This is a genomic window from Pseudomonas sp. B111 (assembly GCF_026428275.1).
Classification (GTDB): domain Bacteria; phylum Pseudomonadota; class Gammaproteobacteria; order Pseudomonadales; family Pseudomonadaceae; genus Pseudomonas; species Pseudomonas aeruginosa.
Map to the genome: position 1 here is coordinate 2,269,242 of NZ_CP097857.1, position 24,644 is coordinate 2,293,885.

The following is a 24,644-nucleotide window of genomic DNA, read 5'->3' on the forward strand; positions in this document are numbered from 1 at the left end:
ATAGGGTCCTACTCCAACACCCACTCCGCCAACTTCCCCGTCACCTGCGCCATCAGCACGTTCTCGATATCCCGCGCGCCCGCCGCGCTGCACTTGGCGAGCACGGCCTTGACGATGGCCGGGTCGAAGTCGAACTGTTTGCCGGTAGCGGCCTTGTAGCGTTCCCGCAGTTTTTCCAGCTTGGCCACGACGATGCCTTCCAGGGTGGCTTCCTCCAGCGGTCGGTAAGGCACCACGGTCATGCGCGCGAGGAACGCCGGGCGGAAGGTTTGCAGCAGGACTTTGCGCAGGCGCTCGTCGAAGGCCGGGGTGGCGACCTGTTCGGCCGGGCTGTCCAGCAGCAGTTCGGCGCCGACGTTGCTGGTGGCGAGGATCACGGTGTTCCTGAAGTCCACCACCAGGCCGGTGCCGTCTTCCATCACACCCTTGTCGAACACGTTGTAGAAGGCTTCCAGCACGTCCGGATGGGCTTTCTCGATCTCGTCCAGCAGCACCACCGAATAGGGCTTGCGGCGCACCGCTTCGGTGAGCACGCCGCCGCTGCCGTAGCCGACGTAGCCGGGCGGGGCGCCCTTGAGCTGGCTGACGGTGTGGGCCTCCTGGTACTCGGAGAGGTTGATGCTGATCAGGTTGCGTTCGCCGCCGTAGAGGGCGTCGGCCAGGGCGTAGGCGGTCTCGGTCTTGCCCACGCCGGTGGGGCCGGGCAGGAGGAATACGCCGACCGGCTTGGCCGGGTCGCTGAGTCCGGCGCGATAGGCCTGGATGCGCTGGGCGATGGCGCCCAGGGCGGCCTCCTGGCCCATCACCCGCTGGCCCATTCGTTGCGCCAGGGAACGGATGGCGTGGGCTTCGTCGGCGAGCATCTTGCCCACCGGGATGCCGGTCCAGCCGGCGATCACCGCGGCCACGGTACGCGAGTCCACCTGCTCGGGAACCAGCGGGTCGTCCTGGCGGATGGCTTCGAGGCCGGCCGCCAGGCGCGCCAGTTCGGCGGCCAGGTGGTCGATGCGACCGTCCAGTTCCTCGTCGGGTTTGGCCGCGTCGGCGCTTTCGCTGAGGGCCAGCAATTCGCGGCGGGTGTCGAGCAGTTCGCGCACCGCTTCGCGTTCCTCGTCCCAGCGGGTCTCCAGCTCGCGGATGGTCCGGCGGTTATCGCCCGACTCGCTTTCCAGGGCGGTGATACGCGCGCTGTGGTCGAGGCCGGTGGCCTGTTCCCGGCGCAGCCGCTGCAATTCCTCTTCCAGCGCCTGCTCGCGGTGGCGCAGGCTTTCCAGCGGCGGCGGCACGTCGTGCTGGCCGAGGGCGACCCGCGCGCAGGCGGTGTCGAGCACGCTGATCGCCTTGTCCGGCAACTGGCGGCCGGAGATGTAGCGGTGCGACAGCTTCACCGCATCGACGATGGCCGCGTCCATGATCTGCACGCCGTGATGCAGTTCCAGCTTGCCGGCGACGCCGCGCAGCATCTCCACGGCGGTGGCCTCGTCCGGCTCCTCGACCTGGACCAACTGGAAGCGCCGGGTCAGCGCCGGGTCCTTCTCGAAGTATTTCTTGTATTCCAGCCAGGTGGTGGCCGCCAGGGTGCGCAACTCGCCGCGCGCCAGGGCCGGCTTGAGCAGGTTGGCGGCGTCGCTGCCGCCTTCCGCGCCGCCGGCGCCGATCAGCGTGTGCGCCTCGTCGATGAACAGGATGATCGGCTGCGTGCTGTTGCGCACGGCGTCGATCACCCCCTTGAGGCGCTGCTCGAACTCGCCCTTCATGCTGGCGCCGGCCTGCAACAGGCCGAGATCGAGCACCCGCAGGATCACCTCTTGCAACGACGGCGGCACCTCGCCGGCGGCGATGCGCAGGGCCAGGCCCTCGACCACCGCGGTCTTGCCGACGCCCGGCGCGCCGACCAGGATCGGGTTGTTCTGCCGCCGGCGCAGGAGGATGTCGACGCACTGGCGGATCTCCCCGTCGCGCCCGACTATGGGGTCGATGCGCCCGGCGCGGGCCTCGGCGGTGAGGTCCTGGGTGTACTGGTCGAGCAGCGGGTCCGGGGCGCTTTCCGGCTTGTCGCCGCCTGCCGCCGGGCGGTTCGGCGCGGCCGGCTGTTCGCGGGAGGTCTGGATCCACTCCAGCAGGTTGGCCTGCAAGGCCTCGTGGGGAATCCGCAGTAGCGACGACGCGCTGTTCAGCAGCAGGGCGCGGCGCTCCTCGCGGTCGAGCAGGGCGAGCAGCAGCAGGCCGGAACGGATCTGCGCCTGGCCGAGCACGCTGGCGTGGACCACGGCGTCCTCGAGCAGGCCGATGGTGTGCGCGGACAGCGCCGGAGTGCGGGTATTGCCGGCCTTGAACAGCTCCAGCGACAGGTTGATCTCGGCGACCAGGGCGTCGCGCTCCAGGCCGAAGCGCGGCAGCAGGCAGGCGAAGTCGCCGCCGTCGATGTCCAGCAGCTCCAGCAGCAGGTGCTCGATCTCTACGTAATGATGGGTGCGTTGCAGGCAGCGTTGCGCGGCGCGCTCCAGGGCGCGGCGACAGTCCGGGTTGAGGCGGCCGATCAGGGCGGCGAGTTCCATTTCAGGCTACCTCCGGCTGCCGCAGGTCGAGATCGATGCGCTGCCGCTGGCCGTCTTCGACGCGCCGCAGGCCGGTGTTCCAGCTCAGCCTGGGCGGTGCACCGCGCTCCAGGCGCAGCGGCGCGCCGCCGCTCACCAGCAGGCTCAGGCGACAATCCAGGTCGGGGCCGAAGTACAGCGCGGCGAGGCTGGCCAACTGGCCATGGGCGTCGCCGTCGGGGAAGAAGCGGGCGGCTTCGCGGGCATCCAGCGGACCGAGACTGAGGGCGATGCCGGCGTGCTCGTCCCAGGTGCGCGTGCCGGCTATGGCGTCGCGACCCAGGCGCAGGTTGCGTCCGCCGCGTTGCAGCCGGCTGCGGCTGGCCGCGGGGATTTCCTTCCAGGCGCCCTGGTAGGCGTCCAGCCGTGCCTCCACGCCGAAGTGCTGGCGCACCAGGCCGGCGAAGCCGGCCAGGGAGCGACGCCCGCCGGCGAACAGCGCGGTGCGTGCCAGCACCGCGCTGTCCGGCAGCGCCAGGCGCTCTTGCAGGGCTTTCGGCAACAGGCCGCTGAGGGCGCGTAGCTGCGCCTGCACCGGGGTCGCCGCCGGCACCGCGAAACCGAGCGCCACGCGATGCTTGCGCAGTACCCGGTAGAGCAGGCTGAGCAGGCGGTGCTGGAACAGGTCGAGGAACTCGGCGGGGGCATGGTCCTTCTGCCGGGCACGCTGTTGCAGCCATTCCTGGTAGGCATAGGGCAACGGGCCGTCGGGGCCGCCGAGGCCGAACACCGGGGTGGACAGCACCGGTTGCTGCGGGTCGTCGAGCAGGCTTTCCACCTCGCTCGAGGCGAACAGCGGCAGCAGCGGCCCGCGCAGGCGCAGGGCCTCCGCCCGCGGCGCGTTGCCGGTGCCCAGCGGCAACGCCTGGGGACGCTCGCGTTCGAGCAGCAGCAGCGCCTGCAACAGTTCGAAGCGCTGCGGCGTGCGGCGCAGCCGCTGACTCAGAGGGAGAGCGGCGAGCCGGCCTGGGGTTGCCATGTCTTCACCTCCTTGTCGGCTTCCACCAGGACCGTGCGCACGAAGCGGTTGGCGGTGGCATACAGCGAGAAGAACTGCGCCAGCACGGCGGAGAACAGCACGCCGCTGGCGCCGACGAAGTGTTGCGGATCGAGTCGCAGGCGGATCTCCAGGCCATTGCGCCAGCCGCGCCAGGCATCCTCGCCGACGTGCGCCACCACCCGCTGGCAGTCGAGTTGCCGCAGGCCTTCTATCTGCCGGCGGGCGCTGGCGTCGTCGCGCAGGTTGTGCAGGGCGAGGATTTCCCGCAGGGCTTCGAGGGCGCGCGGGCCTTCCACCAGCGACAGGTGGTTGAGGGTCAGCTGCGAGACCAGTCTCCAGCGCGACTGGCCGTCCAGGCGCGGCTGGCTCTGCGCGCTGGGCGCGTTGCGCAGGCGTGCGGCGGCGACCGGCCCGGGCCGTTCGAAGCCCAGCGCGGTGCCGGCACCCAGGCGCTCGGCCAGATAGCGATTGGTGCATAGCAGCTCGGCGGTCAGGCTGAAGGCCGGGGCCTCGCGCAACGGGTCGAAGCCGGTATCCACCAGGCTCAGCAGCAGGTCGCTGCCCAGCCGGTTCGGGGTCAGCCCGGCGATGCGCCGGGCGTGCCAGTAGAGCGTGCCTAGTTGGCTGTCGTGGCGGCAGCCATAGTAGGCCGGGACTGGCTGCACGGTGCTCCCGGCAACCGAGCGCACGGCGCGGATGCTATGGATTTCCACGCTGTTCTCGCGGTGACTGTCGGCGACCAGGCGGTACTCGCTGCGGGTGCCGTCCGGGCGCAGCGGCTCCGAGGTCCGCGGAAAGAGGTTGATCGCCGGCGCGCAGCCGAGCTGGAAGTCTTCCGCCTGCAAATGCAGGCGTGCCGTCGGTGCGCGATCGAAGACCAGGTACAGGTAGAGCGTCTGTCCGTCGGCGAGCGCGCCGGACAGCGGCAGGTCGAAGAAGTGGAACTTGTCGGGGAAGGCGAAGTACTCGGCGAGCAGGCGCAGGCCCGGATGTCCGCCGTCTTCCTCCGGCAGCAGCGCCTCGTCGGCGGCGAAGCCGACGATCTCCGGCAGTCCGCGGAGCGCCGCCGGCGGCGTGCCGGGCGCCCCCGCCATGACCTGCACGGCATGCGCGGCGAGCAGGTCGTAGAGGATCGCGCAGCCCATCGGCGAAGCCGCCAGGTGGATGCGCAGGCGCTCGATCGACAGTTCGTCCCAGCGGTACTCGCCCAGGCAGCGCAGGCTCAGGCGCAACGCCGAGCGGGCGGCGCCGACTCCGGTCAGGGCTTGCGCCTCCTCGCCGCCGAGCAGGGTCGCCTCGTCGATCGCCAGCGGCCACAAAGTCGCCTCGGCGCTGCTGCGGAAATGCACGCTGTCGCCGCCACGGGTGGTGACGAACAGCGCGGTGTCGCGCGGCAGCCGGTAGCCCTCGGCGAGGTTGCCCTGGGTCGGGTCCGGTTCGAACTGGACGATCGCGCAGGACGGCAGCGGGCGCAGCGCCAGGGGGTAGAGCTGTTCGAGGAGGGCGTCGCTGAACTCTGCGTAGTCGTCGTCGAGGCGCCGTTGCAGGCGCGCGGTGAGCAGCGAGAAGCCTTCCAGCAGACGCTCGACGTGCGGGTCGGGGCATTCGCCGGGGGCCAGTTGCAGGCGCCGGGCGACCTTCGGATAGCGCTCGGCGAAGGCGCCGCCGGCATGCCGCAGCCAGGTCAGCTCGCGCTGGTAGTAGTCGAGCAGGTCGGCATCAATCGAATCGCTCATGGCGCACCTCGAGGCCATCGTTGCCCTGTTCGATGACGAATAGCGCAGGCATCAGGCGCGACCCGCTGCGCAGGCGGCCACCGAGCTGGATACGCAGGCGCTGCGGATTGCCCGGGTCAGGTTCGACCTCGACCTCGGCCAGTTGCAGGCGCGGCTCGAAATGCTCGACCGCCGCCCGCACCTCGCGCGCCAGCTGGCGCCGGTCCTCGGCGCGCAGGCGTTGCACGGCGGTCCAGTCGGCGAGCCCGTAGGCGAGGATGCCGCTGCGCGCATGCGCCGGGCGCCGTGTGTTGAGCAGGCGCAGCAGCTCGCCGCGGACCGACTCGGCCAGCGCCCGGTCGTCGAACGCGGGACGTTCGTCGGCCTCGGCGCTGAGGCGCTCGAACAGCGGCGGCAGGGCTCCGGACATGTCGGCGCCCGGTCACTTGACCAGCTGGTTGGCGGCCAGGTCCCAGGTCGAGGCGGCCGTGCCTTCCTTGGTGCCGTCGTCCTTCTGCGCGGTCAGCTCCCACTTGATCTTGGTGAAGTTCAGCGACAGGGTCTCCACCGGCTTGCCGCCGGCGCCGCCGCTGACGCTGACGTTGGAGAGCACCACGTTGTTCAGGGTGTAGACGATGAAGGGCATGATCTGCCCGTTGCCCTCGGCGGCGTTGCGGCCGATGGTGATGGTCGCCTCGGCGATCGGCTTGCCGGCGCAGCAGTATTCGTTGAGGGTCGGGGTCGAGGTGTCGATGAACTTGGTGAGGGTGAATTCGCCGACGTGGGGTTTGCCGGAGGTGCGCTCCGAGTTGCTGACGTCGTTGGTGACCTGCATCGCCACGTTGTGGCTGTAGGACATGATTTCGATCTTGTTTTCGTAGCCGACGAGCAGGCTGTCGCCTTTGATGTCGCTGCCGAAATCGAGAATGATCGCATCCATCGCATCTGACTCCTGGAGAGGGGCTGTCTGGAACGGGAAGGGCGCCCCGCCGGCGCTGCCGGCGGGGGCGGACTCACGCCGCTACCGGCGGCGGCAGGTTGGCGACCAGGCGGATCGACGCGCTGAGTTCCTCGAGCTGGAAGTGCGGCCGGAGGAACACCGTGGCGCGGTAGGCCCCCGGCTTGCCGGCCACCTCGCTGACATCCACCCGCGCCTCGCGCAGCGGGTACTGCGCCTTGATTTCCTGCGGTGCGTTGTCGTTGATCAGCACGTAGTCGGCGATCCAGTTGTTCAGGTAGGTCTGCACGTTGTCGCGGGTCATGAAGCTGCCGACCTTGTCGCGCATGATCACCTTCAGGTAGTGGGCGAAGCGCGATGCCGCCAGCACGTACGGCAGCATCGCCGACAGGCGCGCGTTGGCGTTGGCCTCGTTGGTGTTGTAGAGCCTGGCCTTGTTGGTGGTCTGGCCGCCGAAGAACACCGCCACGTCGCTGTTCTTCTTGTGGCACAGGGAAATGAAGCCGAGATCGTTGAGTTCCTTCTCGCGGCGGTCGGTGATCGCCACCTCGGTCGGGCACTTCAGCGACAGGTCGCCGGAGCTGGTGCGGAACGTGTGCGCCGGCAGGCCCTCGACCGCGCCGCCGCCTTCCGCGCCGCGGATCGCCGCGCACCAGCCGTACTTGGCGAAGGCCTCGGTGATGCGCTGCGCCAGGACCCAGGCGGCGTTGCCCCAGAGGTACTTGGAGTGGTCGGTGCCGTTGACGTCCTCGACATAGTTCATGCCTTCCACCGGTCGCGTCTCCGGGCCGTAGGGCAGGCGCAGGAGGAAGTTCGGCAGCACCAGGGACACGTAGCGCGAATCCTCGCTCTCGCGGAAGGCGCGCCACTTGATCAGCTCCAGGCTCTCGAAGATCTTGGTCAGGTCGCGCGGCACGGCCAGTTCGGTGAAGCTGTTCATGTCGAACAGGCGTGGGCTGGCGGCGGCGATGAACGGCGCGTGGGCAGCCGCGGCGACGTTCGACAGCTTCTCCAGCAGGCCGATGTCCTGCGGATGGCGACCGAAGGTGAAGTCACCGATCAGCAGGCTGAAGGGGTGTCCACCGAAGGTGCCGTATTCCTCTTCGTAGATCTTCTTGAACAGTGCGCTCTGGTCGAACTCGACCGCCTTCTCCAGATCGTTCTGCAGTTCGTTCTTGCCGACGTTCAGCAGGCGCAGCTTGAGCCGCGCGCTGGTCTCGGTGTTGCTCACCAGTTGGTGCAGGCCACGCCAGGAGGCTTCCAGCTTCTGCAACTCGGGGTGGTGGATGATCTGGTTGAGCTGGTCGCTGATCAGCGCATCGATCTGGCTGATGCGGTCGTTGATCATCGCCACGGTGTCCTTGTCGACGGCCATGCCCTCGTCGAGGACCTGGGTGGCGAATTCCGCGAGCATGTCGCGGGCGTAGTCCTGCTGGCTGTCGTCGTGGGCCATGCGGCCCTTGGCAATGATCTCGTCGAGCAGGGACAGGGTCTGGGTCGAACTCTCGCCGGATTGTTCGGCGGCGGATGACTTGGGCATGGCGGCTTCTCCGGGAAGAGGGTCAGGCCGGCTGGTCGGCCGGGGGTTCGCTGTCGCCGGCCGGGGCCGCTTCGGCTTCCGGGCGGGCCGCTTTGATTTCCTGCAGGCCTTCGGTGTTGGCCACCACGTCCTGCAGCAACTGGTCGAGGTCGTCGTTGCCGTCGAGCTTGGTCAGCAGGTCGCGCAGGCGCTGGCGCGCCTCGAACAGGCGACGCAACGGGACCACCTGCTTCACCAGGTTGACCGGGTCGAAGTCCTCTATGTGGTTGAAGCGCAGCTCGACGTTCAGCTTGCTGTCGTCGCCGCTGATGGTGTTGTCGACCTGCAGGGTGGCGCGGGGAGAGATGGAGGAGAGGATCTCGTTGAAGTTGTCGCGGTCGATGTCGACGAAACGCCGTTCGACCAGCTTCGCCGGCGGGGTATCCGGCTTGCCGGAGAGGTCGGCGAGGATGCCGACCACCAGGGGCAGTTCCTTCTTCTCGATGGCGTTGCCGATCTCGACGTCGTAGGTGATCTGCACGCGCGGCGGGCGCACCCGGTCCAGCTTGTGCTGCGTACTCTCGGCCATGGCGGCTGACTCCGATGCAATGGTGGGGGCGCAATGCATCGGGGGATGCCCTGATCATCGCAGTCCCTTGCTGGATCACAGGCATGACAGGGAAAACGGCGCAGAACCTGTCCTTGGCGATCCCTCTGGTCCGTCACTGGCGACGAACTACAAAAGACGCTAGAACAGGTCTATGGATTTGCAAAATAAAATTTTCGTTGGACTCCCATGAAGCACGGATGTTTCACCATATGTCGGAAATTCTCCCTGGCGCTGGCGATCCTGGCGCTGGCCGGCTGCTCGTATTTCTTCGCGCCGCGGGTCGAGTTGCAGCGGCTGACCCTGGATGTCGCCGCGCGCGCCAACGACGACTCGCCGATCGCCGTGGACTTCGTCGCGGTGAAGGATGCGGAGCTGTTCAAGGAACTGGCCGGACTGCCGGCCAGCCAGTGGTTCGCCAATCGCGAGCAGTACCGCCGCGACTACCGGCAGCAGTTCGCGGTATGGAGCCTGGAGCTGGTCCCAGGGCAGTTCATCGAGTCGGAGTCCTTCCCCTTGCGCGGCGACCGCGCAACTGGACTTTTGGTCTTCGCCGGCTATAACACACCCGGCGCGCACCGCTTGCGCCTCGACCAGCAGCAGCGCGTCTGGCTGCGTCTGGATACCCGGGAAATGCGACTGGTCAACGATCCCGCCACGCGTTAGCGGAGGGGCAGACGAGCGACCGTCGTGCACGACAACGTAGGACGTCGAAGGGGAGTCGTATGAGTGTTCTGCCTGACGCGGTGTGCTGGCACGAAGGGATGCAACTGCTTCCCCAGCATTTCCAGTTGCAGGGATTGCGTGCCGAGGCGCTGGCGGCGCGCACCGGACAGGCCTGCAACCCTTGGTTCTGGGGCGTGACCGCCCTGGAACTGGACCCCTCGGCGTTGTGCGCCGGCCAGGTGCGGGTCCTGCACCTCGAAGCGATCCTGCCCGACGGCCTGCCGGTGAGCGTGCAGGCTGGTGTCGACGCACCGCTGGAGTTCGACCTGGAGACTGCGCTGGCGGCCGCCGAAGGGCCGCTGCTGAACGTCCACCTGGCGGTCAGTCCGCTGTGGCGGGCGGGTCAGTTGCTGCCGCTGAAGGGCCGTCTGCAATCGCGGGTCGGCGCGCCGCTGCCGGACCTGGCCAGCGGCGAGCACCCCGAGCCGATCACCGTCTGGCGAGCGTCGCTGCGGCTGGTCGGCGACGACGGCAAGGCCGACTCCGTGTGCCTGCCGTTGCTGCGCGTGGCGAAGGAGGGCGGCGCCTATGTCAGCCTGCCCTACGTCCCGCCGACGCCATTGGTGCTGCCGGAGTCGCCCCTGGGCAGGCGCGTGCAGTCGCTCTGCGCGTGGGCCCGGGAGAAGGCGCTGTTCCTCGGCGGGCGCCTGCGCCTGGCGCAGCAGGCGGGTAACCAGGACGACGCCGTGGAAGTCCGTCGCCAGCTCGCCGCGCTCTGGACCCGCCTGCCGGAGGTGGAAGGCCTGCTGGCAAGCCGCGCGGCCTCGCCGCTGGCCCTGCACGGCAGCCTGCTGGGCCTGGCCGGGGCCTGGGCGGCGCTCGATCCGCTGGCCGGCGTGCCGGCCTTCGAAGCGCTCGACTTCCTCGACCTGCGGCGTGGCTACGAGCCGCTGCTGGACTGGCTGGAGCGCGCCATCGAGTCGATCCGCGCGGGCTACCGCTGCCTGCCGTTCGAGCAGGAGGAACAGGTGTTTTCCGTGCGCCTGCCCGATCCGGCGCCGCGCCAGCGCCTGGTGGTCGGCCTGCGGATGCCCGCCGGCGCCGGCGAACAAGCGGCGGCTGACTGGCTGGAGCGCGCCATCGTCGCCTCCGACCCGCACCTGCCGTTGCTCGCCCGGCAGCGCATGAGCGGGCTGGCGCGGCAGCCGATGAATCGCCAGGAACAGGTGGCCTACAGCGTCGGCGACGACACCCGTTTGTTCGTCGTGCAGGGCGCCGGCGACTGGTTCGATGCCGGCCAGCCGCTGCGCATCGTCGCGCCGGTCAGCGGGGTCGCCAGCAGTCCCTGGCAGATCGTGCTGTTCGTCGCCGACGTCAGCGACAACACCTAGACAGGAAGGAGCCGCCAATGCCCGAAGGGAGTGCAGGGCCTTTTTCCCAGGCGTACCAGGAGCAGCCGCTCAGCACGGCATTCCGCCAGGCCTGGCAGGAATGGCTGGAGGCCTGGGGCGCCCTCGACCGCGACGCCCAGGATGTGCCACGGATGGTCGAGCGCGCCCTCGAACTGTCCACCCGCATCACCCGGCGTCTGTGGCGCAGCGCCTTCGCCAGCGTCGGCGACGCGGCGGGCGTGCAGGTCAAGGCGATGGTCTATGCCTTCGTCGCCCTGGTCGACGAGACTCTGGTCTTCAGCGCCTGGCCGGGGCAGGGCGCCTGGCAGGAAAAACCGCTGGAGTCGCATCTCTACGGCAGTCGCCAGGCGGGCGAATACCTGCCGCTGGCGATCAAGCGCCTGCTCGACGAACGCGCCCCGGCCAGTCGCGACCTGGCCAACGTCTACCTGCAATGCCTGATCCTCGGCTTCCGCGGTCGCCTGCGCGGGCCGCGCGGCGAGGCGCTGCACGAGAAGTGGCGGCAGGCGCTGTTCGCCTTCGCCTGGCAGCGCGAGGCGGACGCCGCCGACCTCGGCCGCCGCCTGGAGCAGCCCGCCGCCGCGCCGCCACGGCGCCTGCCGGTGCGCGCGGCGCTGCCGGACGGTTTCCGCCTGGGCCTGGCGGTGCTCGGCCTGGTGCTGCTGATGAGCGGCATCGGGCACCTGTTCTGGCGCGACATCCAGCATGAAATGGCGGCGGTGACCCACCTGGCCGATGCGGAGCAGGCGCCATGAGCGGCGCGACGCTGTTCATGCTGGTTCTCCTCCTGGTGCTGGTGGTGCTGCTGCTGGGGGCGCTGGGCTGGTGGTGGCGAACCCGCGGTGGTACGGAGATCCGCAGCTTCTACGCGGCGGTCCGGCAGATGGAGCGCGAGCAGGGCTGGCAGGGCCGCTACGAAGCGCCGTGGTTGCTGATGCTCGGCAACGAGACCGAGGGCGAGCAGTTGTGCGCCACCTGGCGCCTGCTGCCGGTGGCGCGCCCGGCCTGGTTCGGGCGCTGGTGGTCGGACGGCGAGGGGGCGATCCTGCTGGTGCCCGAGTCGGTGTTCCTGCCCGACGAGGGCCTGCGCCGGCAAAGCGGCGCCTGGCTGCGCCTGTTGCGTCTGTTCCTGCGCCTGCGCGGCAGGCGCGCGCTGGACGGAGTGGTCTGGAACATTCCGCTGGCGCGGCTGCAGGATGGCGAGCAGGCGGCCAACCTCGGCCTCGCCGCCCGTCGTCGCTACGTGGAACTGACCCAGCGCCTTGGCCTGAGCCTGCCGGTTTACGTGGTGATCACTGGCCTGGAAGACCTGCCGGGTTTCCAGGAACTTCTCGCGGCGCTGCCCGAGGAGGCGCGCGAGCGCGCCCTCGGCTGGTCCTCGCCGTTCGCCGCCGAAGCGGCCTGGCAGTCGCGCTGGTGCGAGCAGGCGCTGGAGGAAATCACCGCCACCCTGACCGAGTCGATCGTCGAACTCGGTACCTTGCGCGGCCAGGTGAACAACGACCTGTATTGCCTGCCGCCACGCCTGGAAAGCCTCCGCGGTTCGTTGCAGGCGCTGCTCGAACCGGTCTTCCAGGGCAACGCCAGGGGCGAGGCGCCGCGCTTTCGCGGTCTCTACCTGAGCGGCAGCGAGGCGGCGGGGGCGGCAAGCGACGAAGCCCTGCCGGCGGTCGACGCGCCGCGTCGGTGCAGCAGCTTCGCCAGCCAACTGTGGGCACGGCGGATCCTTGCCGAGGAAGGCCTGGCCCAGGCGGTGCCGCGCATCCTCCAGCTGCGCCAGCGCTGGCAGCGCGGTATCGGCCTCGCTGCGCTGTGCCTGTGCCTGCTCTGGGGCGGCCTGATGACCTGGGTCTGGCGTGACGCGCTGCGCGACGCCGGCGAACTGTCGCAACTGCTGCATGGCGCCAGCGAGCGCTACCAGCCGCTCGACGACGACACCCGGCGCGCCGCCCAGGTCCGGCAGAACGTCCAGGCCTGGTGGCAACTGGTGGCACAGGCGCCGCGCTGGCGCTTCACCTCGCTGGCATTCCCCAGTTCCTGGTTTTCCTCTCTGGACGCACGTATCGACAGCGCGTATCGCCGCGTTTCCGAGCGCCTGCTGGTGCGCCCGCTGCGCAGCCTGCTGGAAGGCGAGGCGAGCGACCTGCGGGCGATCCGCAGCGACGGCCAGCCCGGCCTGAAGGAGGGCGACGACCCCAGCCAGTGGAAGGACTACCTGGCGGCGAAGGACCTGGTTGCCCGCGCCACTACCCTGGAGCGCCACAATCGCCTGTTCGCCCAGGCCATCGACAACCGCAAGACGCCGCTCGACGATCTCCTGCAACTGAGCAACGACGCCCTGGGCAGCAGCTACAACGGCGGCAGCCTGGCGCGCCTGGCCTACTACAACCGCACGCTGTTCGCCGAGCGTCCGGCCGATCTCGCCGCCCTCGACCTGGGCCGGGTCGGCGCCACGGCGGCGGATAACTTCCATGACCTGATGGCACGCTGGCTGAACGCCTACTTTCTCACCGACAGCCTGGAACGCACCGGCAATGCCCTGACCCAGGAACTCGCGCAGCTCGGCCAGGAACGAGATGCCACGGCGGCCCAGTTGCTGGGGGTCGGCGAATTGATCAACCACCTGCAGCAGCAGGTCAACCGCATCAACCTGATCTGGGGCAATGGCGTCGGCCAGGATCTCGTCCCTGGCTACCAGAACCTGCTCAAGAGCGCCCAGCAAAGCAGCCTGCTGGGAGACCGCGTGGAGGAACTGCAGAACCTCACGGTGCAGTTGCAGCAGCAGTTCCGCAGCGAATGGATCGCACCTCCGGAGGCTGCCGGCGACGGCCTGCTGGTGAAGCAGGGGGCGACCCTCAAGCTGGCCGATGACCTGCTCGGCCTGAAACGCGCCATCGATGACCTGAAGACCAAGGACTTCGTCTCCGTGGCCCTGGCCGGCAAGACGCTGGCGGAGCACTCCCTGCTGAGCATCGACGACATCGGCGTGACCCAGGCGTTGAGCTTCTTCAACGACTTCAGCGGCTACTACGAGAGCACCCTGCCGTCGCTCAACCCGCGCTATCGCTACTCGGTCCTGCACGCCGCCGCCAGCGCGACGACCGAGGCCATGTGGCAAAGCCTCGGGCCGCGCAGTCGCAGCCTGACCAGCCGCAATGCCTCGCGCTTCGACGTGCAGGTCAAGCAGGTCCAGGCATTGCAGGCGGCGCTGCTGGAGTTGCAGGACATGCAGGCCGGCGCGCGCCTGCTGGCCAGCCTCAACGCGCTGGCCGTGGCCGATATCGGCCAGGCCCTGCGCGACATCGACGAGCAGGCGGTGCTGCGCGAGCCGGTCGATTTCAGCCGTTGGTCGGGCGCGCCGAATTTCGGCCTGCAGGCGTTCCGCGCCCAGGACAGCGCCGAGCTGAAGCAGAGCCTGACCAGCCAGTTCAATGCCATGGCGGCGGTCGCCGAGCGCCACGCCCCGGCGCTGGAGTGGCTGCAGGCGCAGCAGTCCAGCCTGGCCACCGCCGACTACAACGCGTTCGTGCGCTTCAGCGCGCTCAACGCCGAACTGCAGAAATTCAAGGCCGACAACCCGGCGAGCACCGCGGCGCAGCTGGCGAAGCTGGTGGGCAACGATTTCAACCAGATGGACATCGGCAGTTGCGCCGACATTCTCAACGGCGTGCTCCTGCCGTCCAGCCGCAGCGACCTGGCGACGCGCCTGGTGGACCTGCGCCAGGGCGCGCTCGGGCGCTGCCAGTCGTTGCAACAGCAGCAGGCGGCGCAGGCCTGGAAGGACCTCGCCGACTACTTCAACCAGTACCTCGCCGGACGCTTCCCCTTCGCCTACAGCCTGGAAGCGGCCGATGCCGAGCCGGGGCGGGTGCGGCACCTGCTGAAGCTGATGGAGACGCGCTTGCCGCAGGTGCGCGAAGGGCTGGCCCAGGTTCGCTCGCCGGACCTGCCGGCCGCCGAGGACTTCGTCCGCCGCCTGGAACAGGCGCAGGGCTGGCTCGGCCCGCTGTTCGAGCGCGACAAGTCGGGCCTGCTCGGCGTCGCCCTGGACATCGACTGGCGCAGCGACCGCAGCCTGGAACGCGGCGCCGACCAGGTGATCGCCTGGAGCCTGTACTCGGGCGACCAGGAAAGCCGGTTCCCCGGCGCGCAGGACAAGGGCCTGACCTGGAACGTCGGCGATCCGCTGAAGATCATGCTGCGCTGGGCGAAGAACGGTTCGCAGCGTCCGGCAGACGACCCGCGCCAGGCCAGCCTGGCGGTGGCCGACCTCGAGGCCGGCTGGAGCTACCAGGGCTCCTGGGCGCTGCTACGCATGATGCGCGCGCACTTCTCCCGGCAGCGCCCGCCGAACGTCGACTACACGGAGTTTCCGCTGGTCCTGCAACTGCCGGTGTATGCGCCCTACAGCCCGGAAAACGAGGCGCGGATGTTCCTCCGCCTGTCGTTGATGAGCCTGGGCGGCAAGACCCCGCTGTCCATCCAGCCGCTGCCGGTGCGCGCGCCGCAATCGCCGTTCGCGACGCTGTTGCCGGCCACCGTCGCCAGCACCGGAGGTACCCCATGACCCTGCCTCTTTCCGGCAACGCCCTGTCCCTGGAAGTGCTGCTCGAACCGATCGACCCCAGACAGCCGTGCGGCCCCAGCCTGCGCTACGACCCGGACTACGACCGCCTGCGCGAGTTGCGCCGGGAGGACGACAGCAGCCTGCCGACCGGCGTCTGGCAGGCGGAAGCCAAGCGCGCCGACTGGGCCGCGGTGGAGCAGTTGGCCAGCGAACTGTTGCAGCGGCGCAGCAAGGACCTGATGCTCGCCGCCTGGCTCGGCGAGGCCTGGCTGCAACGCGGCGGGCTGGGCGGATTGCAGCGCGCGCTGGTGCTGCTGGCGGAACTCTGCGAGCGCTACCCCGAGGAGGTGCATCCGCAAGCCCAGGACGGCGACCAGTCGTGGCGGGTGCCGCCCATCGACTGGCTGTTGCGCCGCTATGCCGAGCTGCTGCACACGCGCCTGCCGCTGATGGGGCAGGGCGCGTTCGCCGAGATCACCCTCTATGCCTGGCAGAGGTTGCAGCGCCAGCAGGTCGCCAGCGGCGACAGCAAGAGCGCCAAGGCGGCGCTGGAAGCGGCGCAACTTCAGCAGAAGAAGCTCGACGAAGCGTTGCGCGCGGAGCCCCTGGTGCAATGGCAGCGCAAGCAGGCCAGCCTGCTCGCCTGCCAGCAGCAACTGCAACGCCTGGAACAGTGGTGCGACCGCTGCCTGGGCGAACTCGCCCCCAGTTGCCAGCCGCTGCGCGAGGTCATCGCGCAATGGCTGGCCTTGCTCAAGGAGTTCATCGCCATGCACCCGCAAGCGCCGCTGCCCGAAGAACAGCCACCGGTCGCGGAGGCGGATGCCGCCGAAGGCGACGCGGACGGCGAGGAAAGCGTCCCGGCGAGCGCGCCGAGCGGACCGGCTGGCGCGCCGACCAGTCGCGAGGACGCCTATCGGCAACTGCTGCTGATCGCCGACTACCTGGCGCGCACCGAGCCGCACAGCCCGGTTCCCTACCTGATCAAGCGCGCGGTGGAATGGGGCAACAAGCCGCTGAGCGAGCTGCTGGCGGAGCTGATCAATGCGGACTCGGAGGCGCGCCGGGTCTGGTCGCTGCTTGGCGTGCTGCCCTAGGATGCGGGGCTATATCTTTTATTCGAATATATAAATACGAATTCAGAATTTTTTAATCTATGGGTTCCTGGGGCAAGATGGGCGCACATTCCCCGGCTCGGAACCCAGCATGTCCGTCATCACCCATCCCCACGCCCGCGAGCTGACCAAATCGGTGCGCGCCACCGTGCTGGTGTTCAACGACCCCCGTTCCCGCGAGCTGCTGGAGCGCATCGAGCGCCTGGCGCCCAGCGAGGCCAACGCGCTGGTCATCGGCGAGACCGGCACCGGCAAGGAGCTGGTGGCGCGCCACATCCATGCCCTCAGCGGACGCTGCGGCGGCCCGTTCGTCGCGGTCAACTGCGGTGCCTTCGCCGAGAGCCTGGTGGAGAGCGAGCTGTTCGGCCACGAGAAGGGCGCCTTTACCGGTGCGTTGCAGAGCAAGGCCGGCTGGTTCGAGGCGGCCAACGGCGGCACCTTGTTCCTCGACGAGATCGGCGACCTGCCGCCGAGCATCCAGGTCAAGCTGCTGCGCGTGCTGCAGGAGCGCGAGGTGGTGCGGCTCGGTTCGCGCCGGCCGATCCCCATCGACGTGCGGCTGGTGGCGGCGACCAACGTCGACCTGGCCGACGCGGTGGTCGCCGGGCACTTCCGCGAGGACCTGTTCTACCGCCTGCACGTGGCGACCATCCAACTGCCGCCGTTGCGCGAGCGCCGCGGCGATATCCTGCCGCTGGCCGAGTACTTCATCGTCGAGCACTGCCGGCGCCTCGGCTACACCAGCGCGAGCCTGAGCCCGGAAGCCGAGCGCAAGCTGCTCGGGCATTCCTGGGCGGGCAATATCCGCGAGCTGGAGAACGCCATCCACCACGCGCTGCTGGTCTGCCGCAACCGCCTGATCCAGCCGGCCGACCTGCACCTCATCGACATGCGTGCGCGCCAGGAGCCGAGCGGCTTGCGCCGCGCCCCCGAGAGCGCCGCCGGCTCGGCGCTGGAAGCGGCGCTGCAGGCACTGTTCGAGGAAAACCGCGAGGATCTCTACGAGCACATCGAGGAAACCGTGTTCCGCGCCGCCTATCGCTTCTGCCACGGCAACCAGTTGCAGACCGGACGCCTGCTGGGGATCAGCCGCAACATCGTGCGCGCCCGCCTGGAGAAGATCGGCGAGCTGGAAACCTCGCCACGACACAACGTGGTCTCGCTGGTGGGCAAGTGAGCGTGGTGCTTTACAGTCTTTCACAATTCCCCCACAAAACCGGCAAGAACCCGGACGGCGGCTGTTCTACAACGGAGCGGTGAATCTCGTTGGCCGGACCAGGGACGTCGCCATGCCTCGCTCCGCTCGCCTGTGTCGCTCGCTCCGCTCGCCTGTGTCGCTCGCTCCCGGTAGCCGCTTTCCCGGCCGCGCCGAGTCCGCCCGGTCCTCCAGTCACAGCAACCTTGGTTTCCCGACCCGGCGAAGAGGATCGCTGCATGCCGTACTGTTCGCCGGAACAACTCGCCGACCTCGGCCCGCTGCTGGATTGCCTGCGCCGCTGGCCGCGCATCCGCGAGCCGCGGCCGGGGGTGTTCTACCTGGGCGACCAGCCGTTCTGCCAGTTCCATTCGCGCAATGGCCAGCGCTGGGCCGACGTCAAGCGCCGCAAGGGGCGCCTGCCGCCGTTCGTCCTGCCGCCGGGCGACCAGTATTCGGCGCGGGCATTCCAGATATTCCTGCTCCAGGCCTACAAGCTGAACTGAACTGTTGCCCGGGCAACAGTCGGACAGCAGCGCTGTTGCGTGGCTGACAGGCCGAGGCCGGAAACCCGCCGCAACTGCCCGGAAAACGCACATTTCCCCGTTGGTACGGCCCTTGCTCCAGGGCACTGCACCTAGCGCAACAGTCCACAGGGAAATCCCATGACCAGCCCCTTCAAAGTCGTCGCCGTCTCCGGCGGCACCTATCGCCCGTCCCGCACCCTGGTACTCACCCAGGCCCTGATCGCCGAGCTTGGCCAGTCGCTGCCGATCGACAGCCGGGTCATCGAGCTGACCGACATCGCCGCGCCGCTGGGCGCTACCCTGGCGCGCAACCAGGCGCCGGCGGAACTGCAGGCGGTGCTCGACGAGATCGAAAGCGCCGACCTGCTGCTGGTCGCCTCGCCGGTCTACCGTGGCTCCTATCCGGGCCTGCTCAAGCACCTGTTCGACCTGATCGACCTCAACGCCTTGATCGACACCCCGGTGCTGCTCGCCGCCACTGGCGGCACCGAGCGCCACGCGCTGGTCCTCGACCACCAGTTGCGCCCGCTGTTCAGCTTCTTCCAGGCGATCACCCTGCCCATCGGGGTCTACGCCAGCGAGGCCGACTTCGACAACTACCGGATCGTCAGCGAGCCGCTGAAGGCGCGCATCCGCCTCGCCGCCGAGCGCGCCGCGCCGCTGTTCGGCGGACGCTCCGAACTGTTGAAGATCGCCTGAGGTGCGCCGATGAACGTGTTCTGGTTCCTCCCGACCCACGGCGATGGCCACTTCCTCGGCACCAGCCAGGGCGCGCGGCCGGTCTCGCTGCCTTACCTGAAACAGGTGGCACAGGCGGCCGATAGCCTCGGCTACCACGGCGTGCTGATCCCCACCGGACGCTCCTGCGAGGACTCCTGGGTGGTGGCCTCGGCGCTGGCGCCGCTGACCGAGCGCCTGCGCTTCCTGGTGGCGATCCGTCCGGGAATCGTTTCGCCGACCGTCTCGGCGCGGATGGCGGCGACCCTCGACCGCCTGTCCGGCGGGCGCCTGCTGATCAACGTGGTCACCGGCGGCGATCCCGACGAGAACCGCGGCGACGGCATCCACCTCGGCCACGCCGAGCGCTACGAGGTCACCGACGAGTTCCTTCGGGTCTGGCGGCGCGTCCTGCAGGGCGAGGCGGTGGACTTCCACGGCAAGCACATCCACGTGGAGAACGCCAAGGCGCTCTATCCGCCGCTGCAACGGCCGTATCCGCCGCTGTACTTCGGCGGTTCCTCGGAGGCCGCCCACGAACTGGCCGGCGAACAGGTGGACGTCTACCTGACCTGGGGCGAGCCGTTGCCGGCGGTGGCGGCGAAGATCGCCGACGTGCGCCAGCGAGCGGCTCGCCATGGGCGTACGGTGAAGTTCGGCATCCGCCTGCATGTGATCGTCCGCGAAACCGCCGAAGAGGCCTGGCGCGCCGCGGACAGGCTGATCGAGCACATCTCCGACGAGACCATCGCCGCCGCGCAGCAGTCCTTCGCCCGTTTCGACTCCGAAGGCCAGCGACGCATGGCCGCGCTGCACGGCGGCCGCCGCGATCGCCTGGAGATCCAGCCGAACCTCTGGGCCGGGGTCGGCCTGGTGCGCGGCGGCGCCGGCACCGCGCTGGTCGGCGATCCGCGGCAGGTGGCGGAGCGGATCGGGGAGTACGCCGAGCTTGGCATCGACAGCTTCATCTTCTCCGGCTATCCGCACCTGGAAGAGGCCTACCGCTTCGCCGAACTGGTCTTCCCGCTGCTGCCCGAACCCTACGCCAGCCTGGCCGGCCGTGGGCTGACCAACCTGACCGGGCCGTTCGGCGAAATGATCGCCAACGACGTGCTGCCGGTTCGCGCCGGCGCTTGAGCAGCCGGGCCCCCGAGGAGAAACGCCCTGTGAATGCGAAGACCCGCCCCGAGGCGCAAACGCCGTTGCAGATTGCCCGGCGCCTGGCCGCCGATTTCGCCGAGAACGCCGCCGAGCGCGACGTCGCCGGCGGCACCCCGAAGGCCGAGCGCGACGCGTTGCGCCGCAGCGGCCTGTTGTCGCTGATCATTCCGCGCGAATACGGCGGCCTGGGGGCGAGCTGGAGCGAAACCCTGCAAACCGTGCGCGAACTGGCCCGGGTCGACAGCTCGATCGCCCACGTCTACGGCTTCCAGCACCTGATGCTGGCCACCGTGCGCCTGTTCTCGCGGCCCGAGCAATGGCAGCCATGGTTCGAGCTGACCGCGCGCAACCGCTGGTTCTGGGGCAACGCGCTGAACCCGCTGGACAACCGTACCGTGGCCCGGCGCTTCGACGGCTGGCGCGAGTTTTCCGGGAAGAAGAGCTTCTGCTCCGGCGCCCGCGATTCGGAGATGCTCATCGCCTCGGCGCTGGACGGCGAGGGCGGGGCGCTGCTGATCGCCGCCATCCCCACCGCGCGCAGCGGTATCAGCCTGGGCCAGGATTGGGACAACATGGGCCAGCGGCAGACCGACAGCGGCAGCGCGATCTTCGAGCGGGTGCGGGTGGAGGAGAGCGAGTTGCTGCTCGATCCCGGGCCGCTGAGCACGCCGTTCGCCTGCCTGCGGCCGCTGATCGCCCAGTTGATCTTCACCGAGGTGTTCCTCGGCATCGCCGAAGGCGCCTTCGAGGAGGCTCGCCAGTACACCCTGCGCGAAGCGCGACCGTGGTTCCGCTCCGAGGTCGCCGAGGCCAATGCCGACCCCTATGTGCTGGCGCGCTACGGCGAATTCTGGGTCGGCCTGGAAAGCACCCGGGCGCTGGTCGAGCGCGCCGCGCAACGCCTTGACGCCGCCTGGTCCAAGGGCCCGGCGCTGGACGCCAGCGAGCGCGGCCAGTTGGCCCTGGCCATCGCCGCCGCCAAGGTCGCCGCGACGCGCAACGGCCTCGACCTGTGCAACCGCATGTTCGAAGTCACCGGCGCCCGCTCCACTCACGCCGCCCTGCGCCTGGACCGCTACTGGCGCAACCTGCGCACCCAGACCCTGCACGACCCGCTGGACTACAAGATCCGCGAGCTGGGCGACTGGGCGCTGAACCAGTCACCGCCGCAACCGACCTTCTACTCATGAACGCTTCTACCCATACTCCCGACCGGCTGCTGACGCTGCCACGTTCGCCGAACCTGGCGACCTCGATCCGCGCCACCGCCCAGGTCTTCGAGGACCCGAAGTCCCAGGCCCTGCTCGAACACCTGCGCCAGGTGGCGCCGAGCGAGGCCAGCGTGCTGGTGATCGGCGAGACCGGTACCGGCAAGGAACTGGTGGCGCGGCATATCCACAACCTCAGCGCGCGGCGCAACGGCCCGTTCGTGGCGGTCAACTGCGGGGCTTTCTCCGAGTCGCTGGTGGAAGCCGAGCTGTTCGGCCACGAGAAGGGCGCCTTTACGGGCGCCCTGGCGGCCAAGGCCGGCTGGTTCGAGGAAGCCAACGGCGGTACCCTGTTCCTCGACGAGATCGGCGACCTGCCGATGCCGATCCAGGTCAAGCTGCTGCGCGTGTTGCAGGAGCGCGAGGTGGTGCGCCTGGGTTCGCGCAAGAGCATCCCCATCGACGTGCGCGTGCTGGCGGCGACCAACGTGCAACTGGAGCGGGCGATCAACGCCGGGCACTTCCGCGAGGACCTGTACTACCGGCTCAATGTCGTCAGCCTGGAGCTGTCGCCGTTGCGCGAGCGACCCGGCGACATCCTGCCGCTGACCCGCCACTTCATCGCCGAGTACAGCCGTCGCCTGGGCTACGGCCAGAGCCAGTTGAGCCCGGAGGCGGCGCAGAAGTTGCGCGCCTATTCCTGGCCGGGGAACATCCGCGAGCTGGAGAACGTCATCCACCATACCTTGCTGATCTGCCGCGACGGGCTGATCCGCGCGGATGACCTGCACCTGTCCAACCTGCGCCTGGAGCGTGGCGAGGAGCTGGCGCGCGGGGTCCCGGCGAGCGGCGCCGCCGAGCACTTGTTGCAGCAGGCTTTCCAGCGGCTGTTCGAAGAGCAGGGCGAGAACCTCCATGGGCGGGTCGAAGATGCCCTGCTGCGCGCGGCGTACCGTTTCTGCCATGGCAACCAGGTGCATACCGCCAACCTGCTGGGACTCAGCCGCAACGTCACGCGCACGCGGCTGATCGCCATCGGCGAACTGGTGGTGAACAAGCGCGGTGGCCAGCGGATCGATGGCGAGCGGGCGGTGCGGTTGTCGATCTGAGTTCAGGCGCTCGGGATCGCGGCGGATAAGCGCAAGCGGTTATTCGGCCAACCTCCCGCGACTATCCGCCGTGCCGGCGCTGCGGCATTCGCCCAAACCCAGCCGGGCGCAGTAGACTCGGCGCTTTGCGGAGCGTCTGGCTCCGCGCTCTGCGCCAGGTGGAACCGCCCGATGCCCGATACCTCTCCCGATCTGCCGGCCATGTCGCCGCTCGCCGCCTATCGTCAGGCCGTGGAACAGCGCGGTTTCGCTCCCGACGAGGCGCAGCGGCGCGCCGCCGAGGCGCTGGAGCGTTGTTTCCAGGCCCTGCACGAGCCGCACCGCCACGGCGCGATCCAGGGCGTCTACCTGTGGGGACCGGTAGGACGCGGCAAGACCTGGCTGATGGATCACTTCTACCAGTGCCTGCGCGTGCCCGCGCGGCGCCAGCACTTCCACCACTTCATGCAATGGGTGCACCAGCGCCAGTTCGAACTGACCGGTACAGCCGACCCGTTGCGCGCCCTGGCCCGCGAGTTGGCGCGGGACGTGCGGGTGCTGTGCTTCGACGAGCTGTTCGTCAGCGATATCGGCGACGCCATCCTGCTCGGCAGCCTGCTGCGCATCATGTTCGAGGAGGGCGTGGTGCTGGTCGCCACTTCCAACCAGCCGCCGGAGCAGTTGTACGCCGACGGCTTCAACCGCGAACGCTTCCTCCCGGCGATCGAGGCGATCCAGCGGCACATGGCGGTGGTCGCGGTGGATGGCGGCCAGGACCACCGCCTGCATCCCGGCCGGGCCGAGCAACGCTACTGGGTGGTGGAGGCGGGGCAGGCGAGCGGTTTCGCCGAACTCTTCGCGCGCCTGAGTGCCGGCGAAGCGGCATCCACGCAGCCCATCGAACTGGGGCACCGCCCGCTGGCGGTGCACCGGCACAGCGAGTCGGTGCTCTGGTGCAGCTATGCGCAGCTCTGCGAGGCGCCGCTGTCGGCGCTGGACTTCATCGGCCTTTGCGACCGCTACCGGGCGATCCTGATGGACGACCTGCCGTGCCTGAGCGCCAGCCAGCGCGAAGGCCGCATAGCCCGTGGCACCGAGGACGGCGCGCAACTGGTGGAGGCGGGGGATCGCGAATTGCCGCAGTTGTCGGTGCACGACGACGGCGTGCGGCGTTTCATCGCCCTGGTGGACGAATGCTACGACCGCAAGGTGCCGCTCTACCTGGAGGCCAGGGTACCGTTGGAGGCACTTTATACCGAGGGCTACCTGGCCTTCGCCTTCCGTCGCACCCTCAGCCGGCTGCGCGAGATGCAGTTGGCGCGCTTCGGCAGCGACAGCGCCGGCTAGCGCCGCGCCGCCGAAGCGGGAACTGCGGATGGCCGCCCGCGCTCATCCGCCGGCCAGGCCGAGGCTCAGTAGCCGTGCCGGCGCAGCAGCGCGTCCATGTCTTGCGCCGCCGGGCGGCCCTGGAACTTCAGCAGTTCCGAGGTGCGGTTGGTGAAGAAACCGTCGACGCCGGCCGCGCCTAGGGCCTTGAAGTCTTCCGCCGAGTCCACCGAGTAGGCATGGATGAACAACCCGCGCGCGTGGGTCATGCGGTTCATCCAGGGTTTCACCAGGTCGGCGTAGCTCTGTTCGCCGCGTTCGCTGAGGGTCGCCGAGGGCCCGGTGCCCAGCGCGCCGTGGGCCTTGGCCCAGTCCAGCCAGGCGCCGAACTCGGCTTCGGACTTCACTTCCTGCCTGGCGTAGAAGGCCGCCTTGTCGGTTTCCCCGGATTCCTTGAAGGTCACTGGCGAACGGGCTTCCAGGTAACCGTCGCCGAGCCACAGCAGGAGAATCTTCGGCACTTGCGGCATGCTTTCTTGCAGCAGTTCCAGGCTGCTCTTCTCGAAGGTCTGCAGGATCACCCGGCCATTGCCGTGGGCCACGTCGACATGCCCGGCGGCGGCGCGCTCGCGGGGTTGCAGCCAGCCGCGGCGTTCCAGCAGCTTGCGCAGGTCGTCTTCGATGCCGGGGAATTGCGCCGGTACCTTGGTCTCCAGGTACAGGCCCGGCTTGTTGGCGCCGCCCTCGGCGATGTCGAGCATCTCGTCGAGGGTGAGGATGCGCAGGCCGACGAAGCCGGGCCGGGCGCGCTCGGGGAAGGCGCGATTGAACCAGGAGCCGGCGTCCAGGCGCTTGAGTTCGGCGAGAGTGAAGCTGCTCACCGGGTCCTTGGCGCGTCCCGGGAAGACCTCGGCGACGTCGGTGGTGCGCTCCAGGGTGTCGTCGTGGAGGGCGACCAGCACGCCGTCGCGGCTGCGCTGCACGTCGGCTTCCAGGTAGTCGGCGCCGAGGTCGCGGGCCAGCAGGTAGGCCGCGGCGGTTTCCTCGGGGGCGTCGTACGAGGCGCCGCGGTGGGCGATGACCGCCGGCCAGGGCACGCCGGCGGCGGCGCTGAGGGCCTTGCCGGACGGCTCCGCGGCCTGGGCGGCGAGCCCCGCCGTCAGGCCGAGGAGGCCCAGGGTCTTGAATGTTCCTTGCCAGAATCTTTGCCGCATGAGGCGCCTTTCCTTCTTTCTTTTTCACGGGATTGCCGACCAGTCTGGCGTC

General features: G+C 69.2%; 20 protein-coding genes. 12 read left to right on the top strand and 8 right to left on the bottom strand.

Features of this window, described 5'->3' with window-relative positions; translation table 11 throughout:
- Positions 1–8: 8 nt before the first annotated feature.
- The 7 genes from tssH to tssB form a co-directional block, all read right to left on the bottom strand.
- Positions 9–2,558, bottom strand: coding sequence for a type VI secretion system ATPase TssH (gene tssH / locus M6E97_RS10595; RefSeq protein WP_033958552.1), 2,550 nt, complete (start codon positions 2,556–2,558; stop codon positions 9–11).
- A 1-nt stretch (position 2,559) separates the two neighbouring features.
- Entirely contained in the window at positions 2,560–3,576 is a 1,017-nt protein-coding gene (tssG, locus tag M6E97_RS10600) for a type VI secretion system baseplate subunit TssG (protein ID WP_003114517.1), read from the bottom strand.
- Complete coding sequence (gene tssF / locus M6E97_RS10605) at positions 3,540–5,333, bottom strand: type VI secretion system baseplate subunit TssF (RefSeq protein ID WP_034005080.1); 1,794 nt, start codon at positions 5,331–5,333, stop codon at positions 3,540–3,542. Before tssF ends, tssG begins: the two co-directional genes overlap by 37 nt.
- The gene (gene tssE, locus M6E97_RS10610) at positions 5,317–5,742 is read right to left on the bottom strand and encodes a type VI secretion system baseplate subunit TssE (RefSeq protein ID WP_003089496.1); all 426 of its coding nucleotides are present in this window, start codon (positions 5,740–5,742) and stop codon (positions 5,317–5,319) included. The genes tssF and tssE overlap by 17 nt, the downstream gene beginning before the upstream one ends.
- Before the next feature lie 12 nt (positions 5,743–5,754).
- Positions 5,755–6,252: an Hcp family type VI secretion system effector gene (locus M6E97_RS10615; RefSeq protein WP_003089495.1), complete on the bottom strand. Its 498-nt coding sequence runs from the start codon at positions 6,250–6,252 to the stop codon at positions 5,755–5,757.
- A 73-nt stretch (positions 6,253–6,325) separates the two neighbouring features.
- Complete coding sequence (tssC, locus tag M6E97_RS10620) at positions 6,326–7,810, bottom strand: type VI secretion system contractile sheath large subunit (RefSeq protein WP_003089494.1); 1,485 nt, start codon at positions 7,808–7,810, stop codon at positions 6,326–6,328.
- Between the two features lie 22 nt (positions 7,811–7,832).
- On the bottom strand, positions 7,833–8,378 hold the full coding sequence (tssB, locus tag M6E97_RS10625) for a type VI secretion system contractile sheath small subunit (protein WP_003089493.1): 546 nt from the start codon (positions 8,376–8,378) through the stop codon (positions 7,833–7,835).
- Positions 8,379–8,585: 207 nt separating this feature from the next.
- Here tssB and M6E97_RS10630 point away from each other — a divergent pair, with 207 nt between their 5' ends.
- The 12 genes from M6E97_RS10630 (at position 8,586) to zapE (ending at position 23,399) form a co-directional block, all read left to right on the top strand.
- Positions 8,586–9,062, top strand: a complete 477-nt coding sequence (locus M6E97_RS10630) for a hypothetical protein (RefSeq protein ID WP_003104701.1) — start codon at positions 8,586–8,588, stop codon at positions 9,060–9,062.
- 59 nt (positions 9,063–9,121) lie between these two features.
- Positions 9,122–10,453, top strand: a complete 1,332-nt coding sequence (gene tssK, locus M6E97_RS10635) for a type VI secretion system baseplate subunit TssK (protein ID WP_034005079.1) — start codon at positions 9,122–9,124, stop codon at positions 10,451–10,453.
- Positions 10,454–10,470: 17 nt separating this feature from the next.
- Positions 10,471–11,229, top strand: coding sequence for a DotU family type IV/VI secretion system protein (locus tag M6E97_RS10640; protein WP_003131567.1), 759 nt, complete (start codon positions 10,471–10,473; stop codon positions 11,227–11,229).
- Positions 11,226–15,041 carry a type VI secretion system membrane subunit TssM gene (locus M6E97_RS10645; RefSeq protein ID WP_034005078.1) on the top strand — a complete coding sequence of 1,272 codons (3,816 nt, stop codon included), beginning with the start codon at positions 11,226–11,228 and terminating at the stop codon, positions 15,039–15,041. The genes M6E97_RS10640 and M6E97_RS10645 overlap by 4 nt, the downstream gene beginning before the upstream one ends.
- Positions 15,038–16,138, top strand: a complete 1,101-nt coding sequence (gene tssA, locus M6E97_RS10650) for a type VI secretion system protein TssA (RefSeq protein ID WP_003111442.1) — start codon at positions 15,038–15,040, stop codon at positions 16,136–16,138. Before M6E97_RS10645 ends, tssA begins: the two co-directional genes overlap by 4 nt.
- A gap of 109 nt (positions 16,139–16,247) precedes the next feature.
- Positions 16,248–17,333, top strand: a complete 1,086-nt coding sequence (locus M6E97_RS10655) for a sigma-54 interaction domain-containing protein (RefSeq protein ID WP_009876459.1) — start codon at positions 16,248–16,250, stop codon at positions 17,331–17,333.
- A gap of 257 nt (positions 17,334–17,590) precedes the next feature.
- A complete protein-coding gene (locus tag M6E97_RS10660; RefSeq protein WP_003089476.1) occupies positions 17,591–17,857 on the top strand; it encodes a hypothetical protein in 267 nt (88 codons plus the stop codon).
- Between the two features lie 159 nt (positions 17,858–18,016).
- The gene (gene msuE / locus M6E97_RS10665; RefSeq protein ID WP_003089470.1) at positions 18,017–18,577 is read left to right on the top strand and encodes an FMN reductase; all 561 of its coding nucleotides are present in this window, start codon (positions 18,017–18,019) and stop codon (positions 18,575–18,577) included.
- 9 nt (positions 18,578–18,586) lie between these two features.
- Entirely contained in the window at positions 18,587–19,732 is a 1,146-nt protein-coding gene (ssuD, locus tag M6E97_RS10670) for an FMNH2-dependent alkanesulfonate monooxygenase (protein WP_003089466.1), read from the top strand.
- A gap of 29 nt (positions 19,733–19,761) precedes the next feature.
- A complete protein-coding gene (locus M6E97_RS10675) occupies positions 19,762–20,946 on the top strand; it encodes an acyl-CoA dehydrogenase family protein (RefSeq protein WP_003104714.1) in 1,185 nt (394 codons plus the stop codon).
- Positions 20,943–22,073, top strand: coding sequence for a sigma-54 interaction domain-containing protein (locus M6E97_RS10680; RefSeq protein ID WP_003089463.1), 1,131 nt, complete (start codon positions 20,943–20,945; stop codon positions 22,071–22,073). Before M6E97_RS10675 ends, M6E97_RS10680 begins: the two co-directional genes overlap by 4 nt.
- Before the next feature lie 171 nt (positions 22,074–22,244).
- Complete coding sequence (gene zapE, locus M6E97_RS10685) at positions 22,245–23,399, top strand: cell division protein ZapE (RefSeq protein ID WP_003122701.1); 1,155 nt, start codon at positions 22,245–22,247, stop codon at positions 23,397–23,399.
- A 65-nt stretch (positions 23,400–23,464) separates the two neighbouring features.
- Here zapE and M6E97_RS10690 read toward each other — a convergent pair whose 3' ends face one another.
- Entirely contained in the window at positions 23,465–24,592 is a 1,128-nt protein-coding gene (locus M6E97_RS10690) for a glycerophosphodiester phosphodiesterase (RefSeq protein WP_003124592.1), read from the bottom strand.
- Positions 24,593–24,644: the final 52 nt, after the last annotated feature.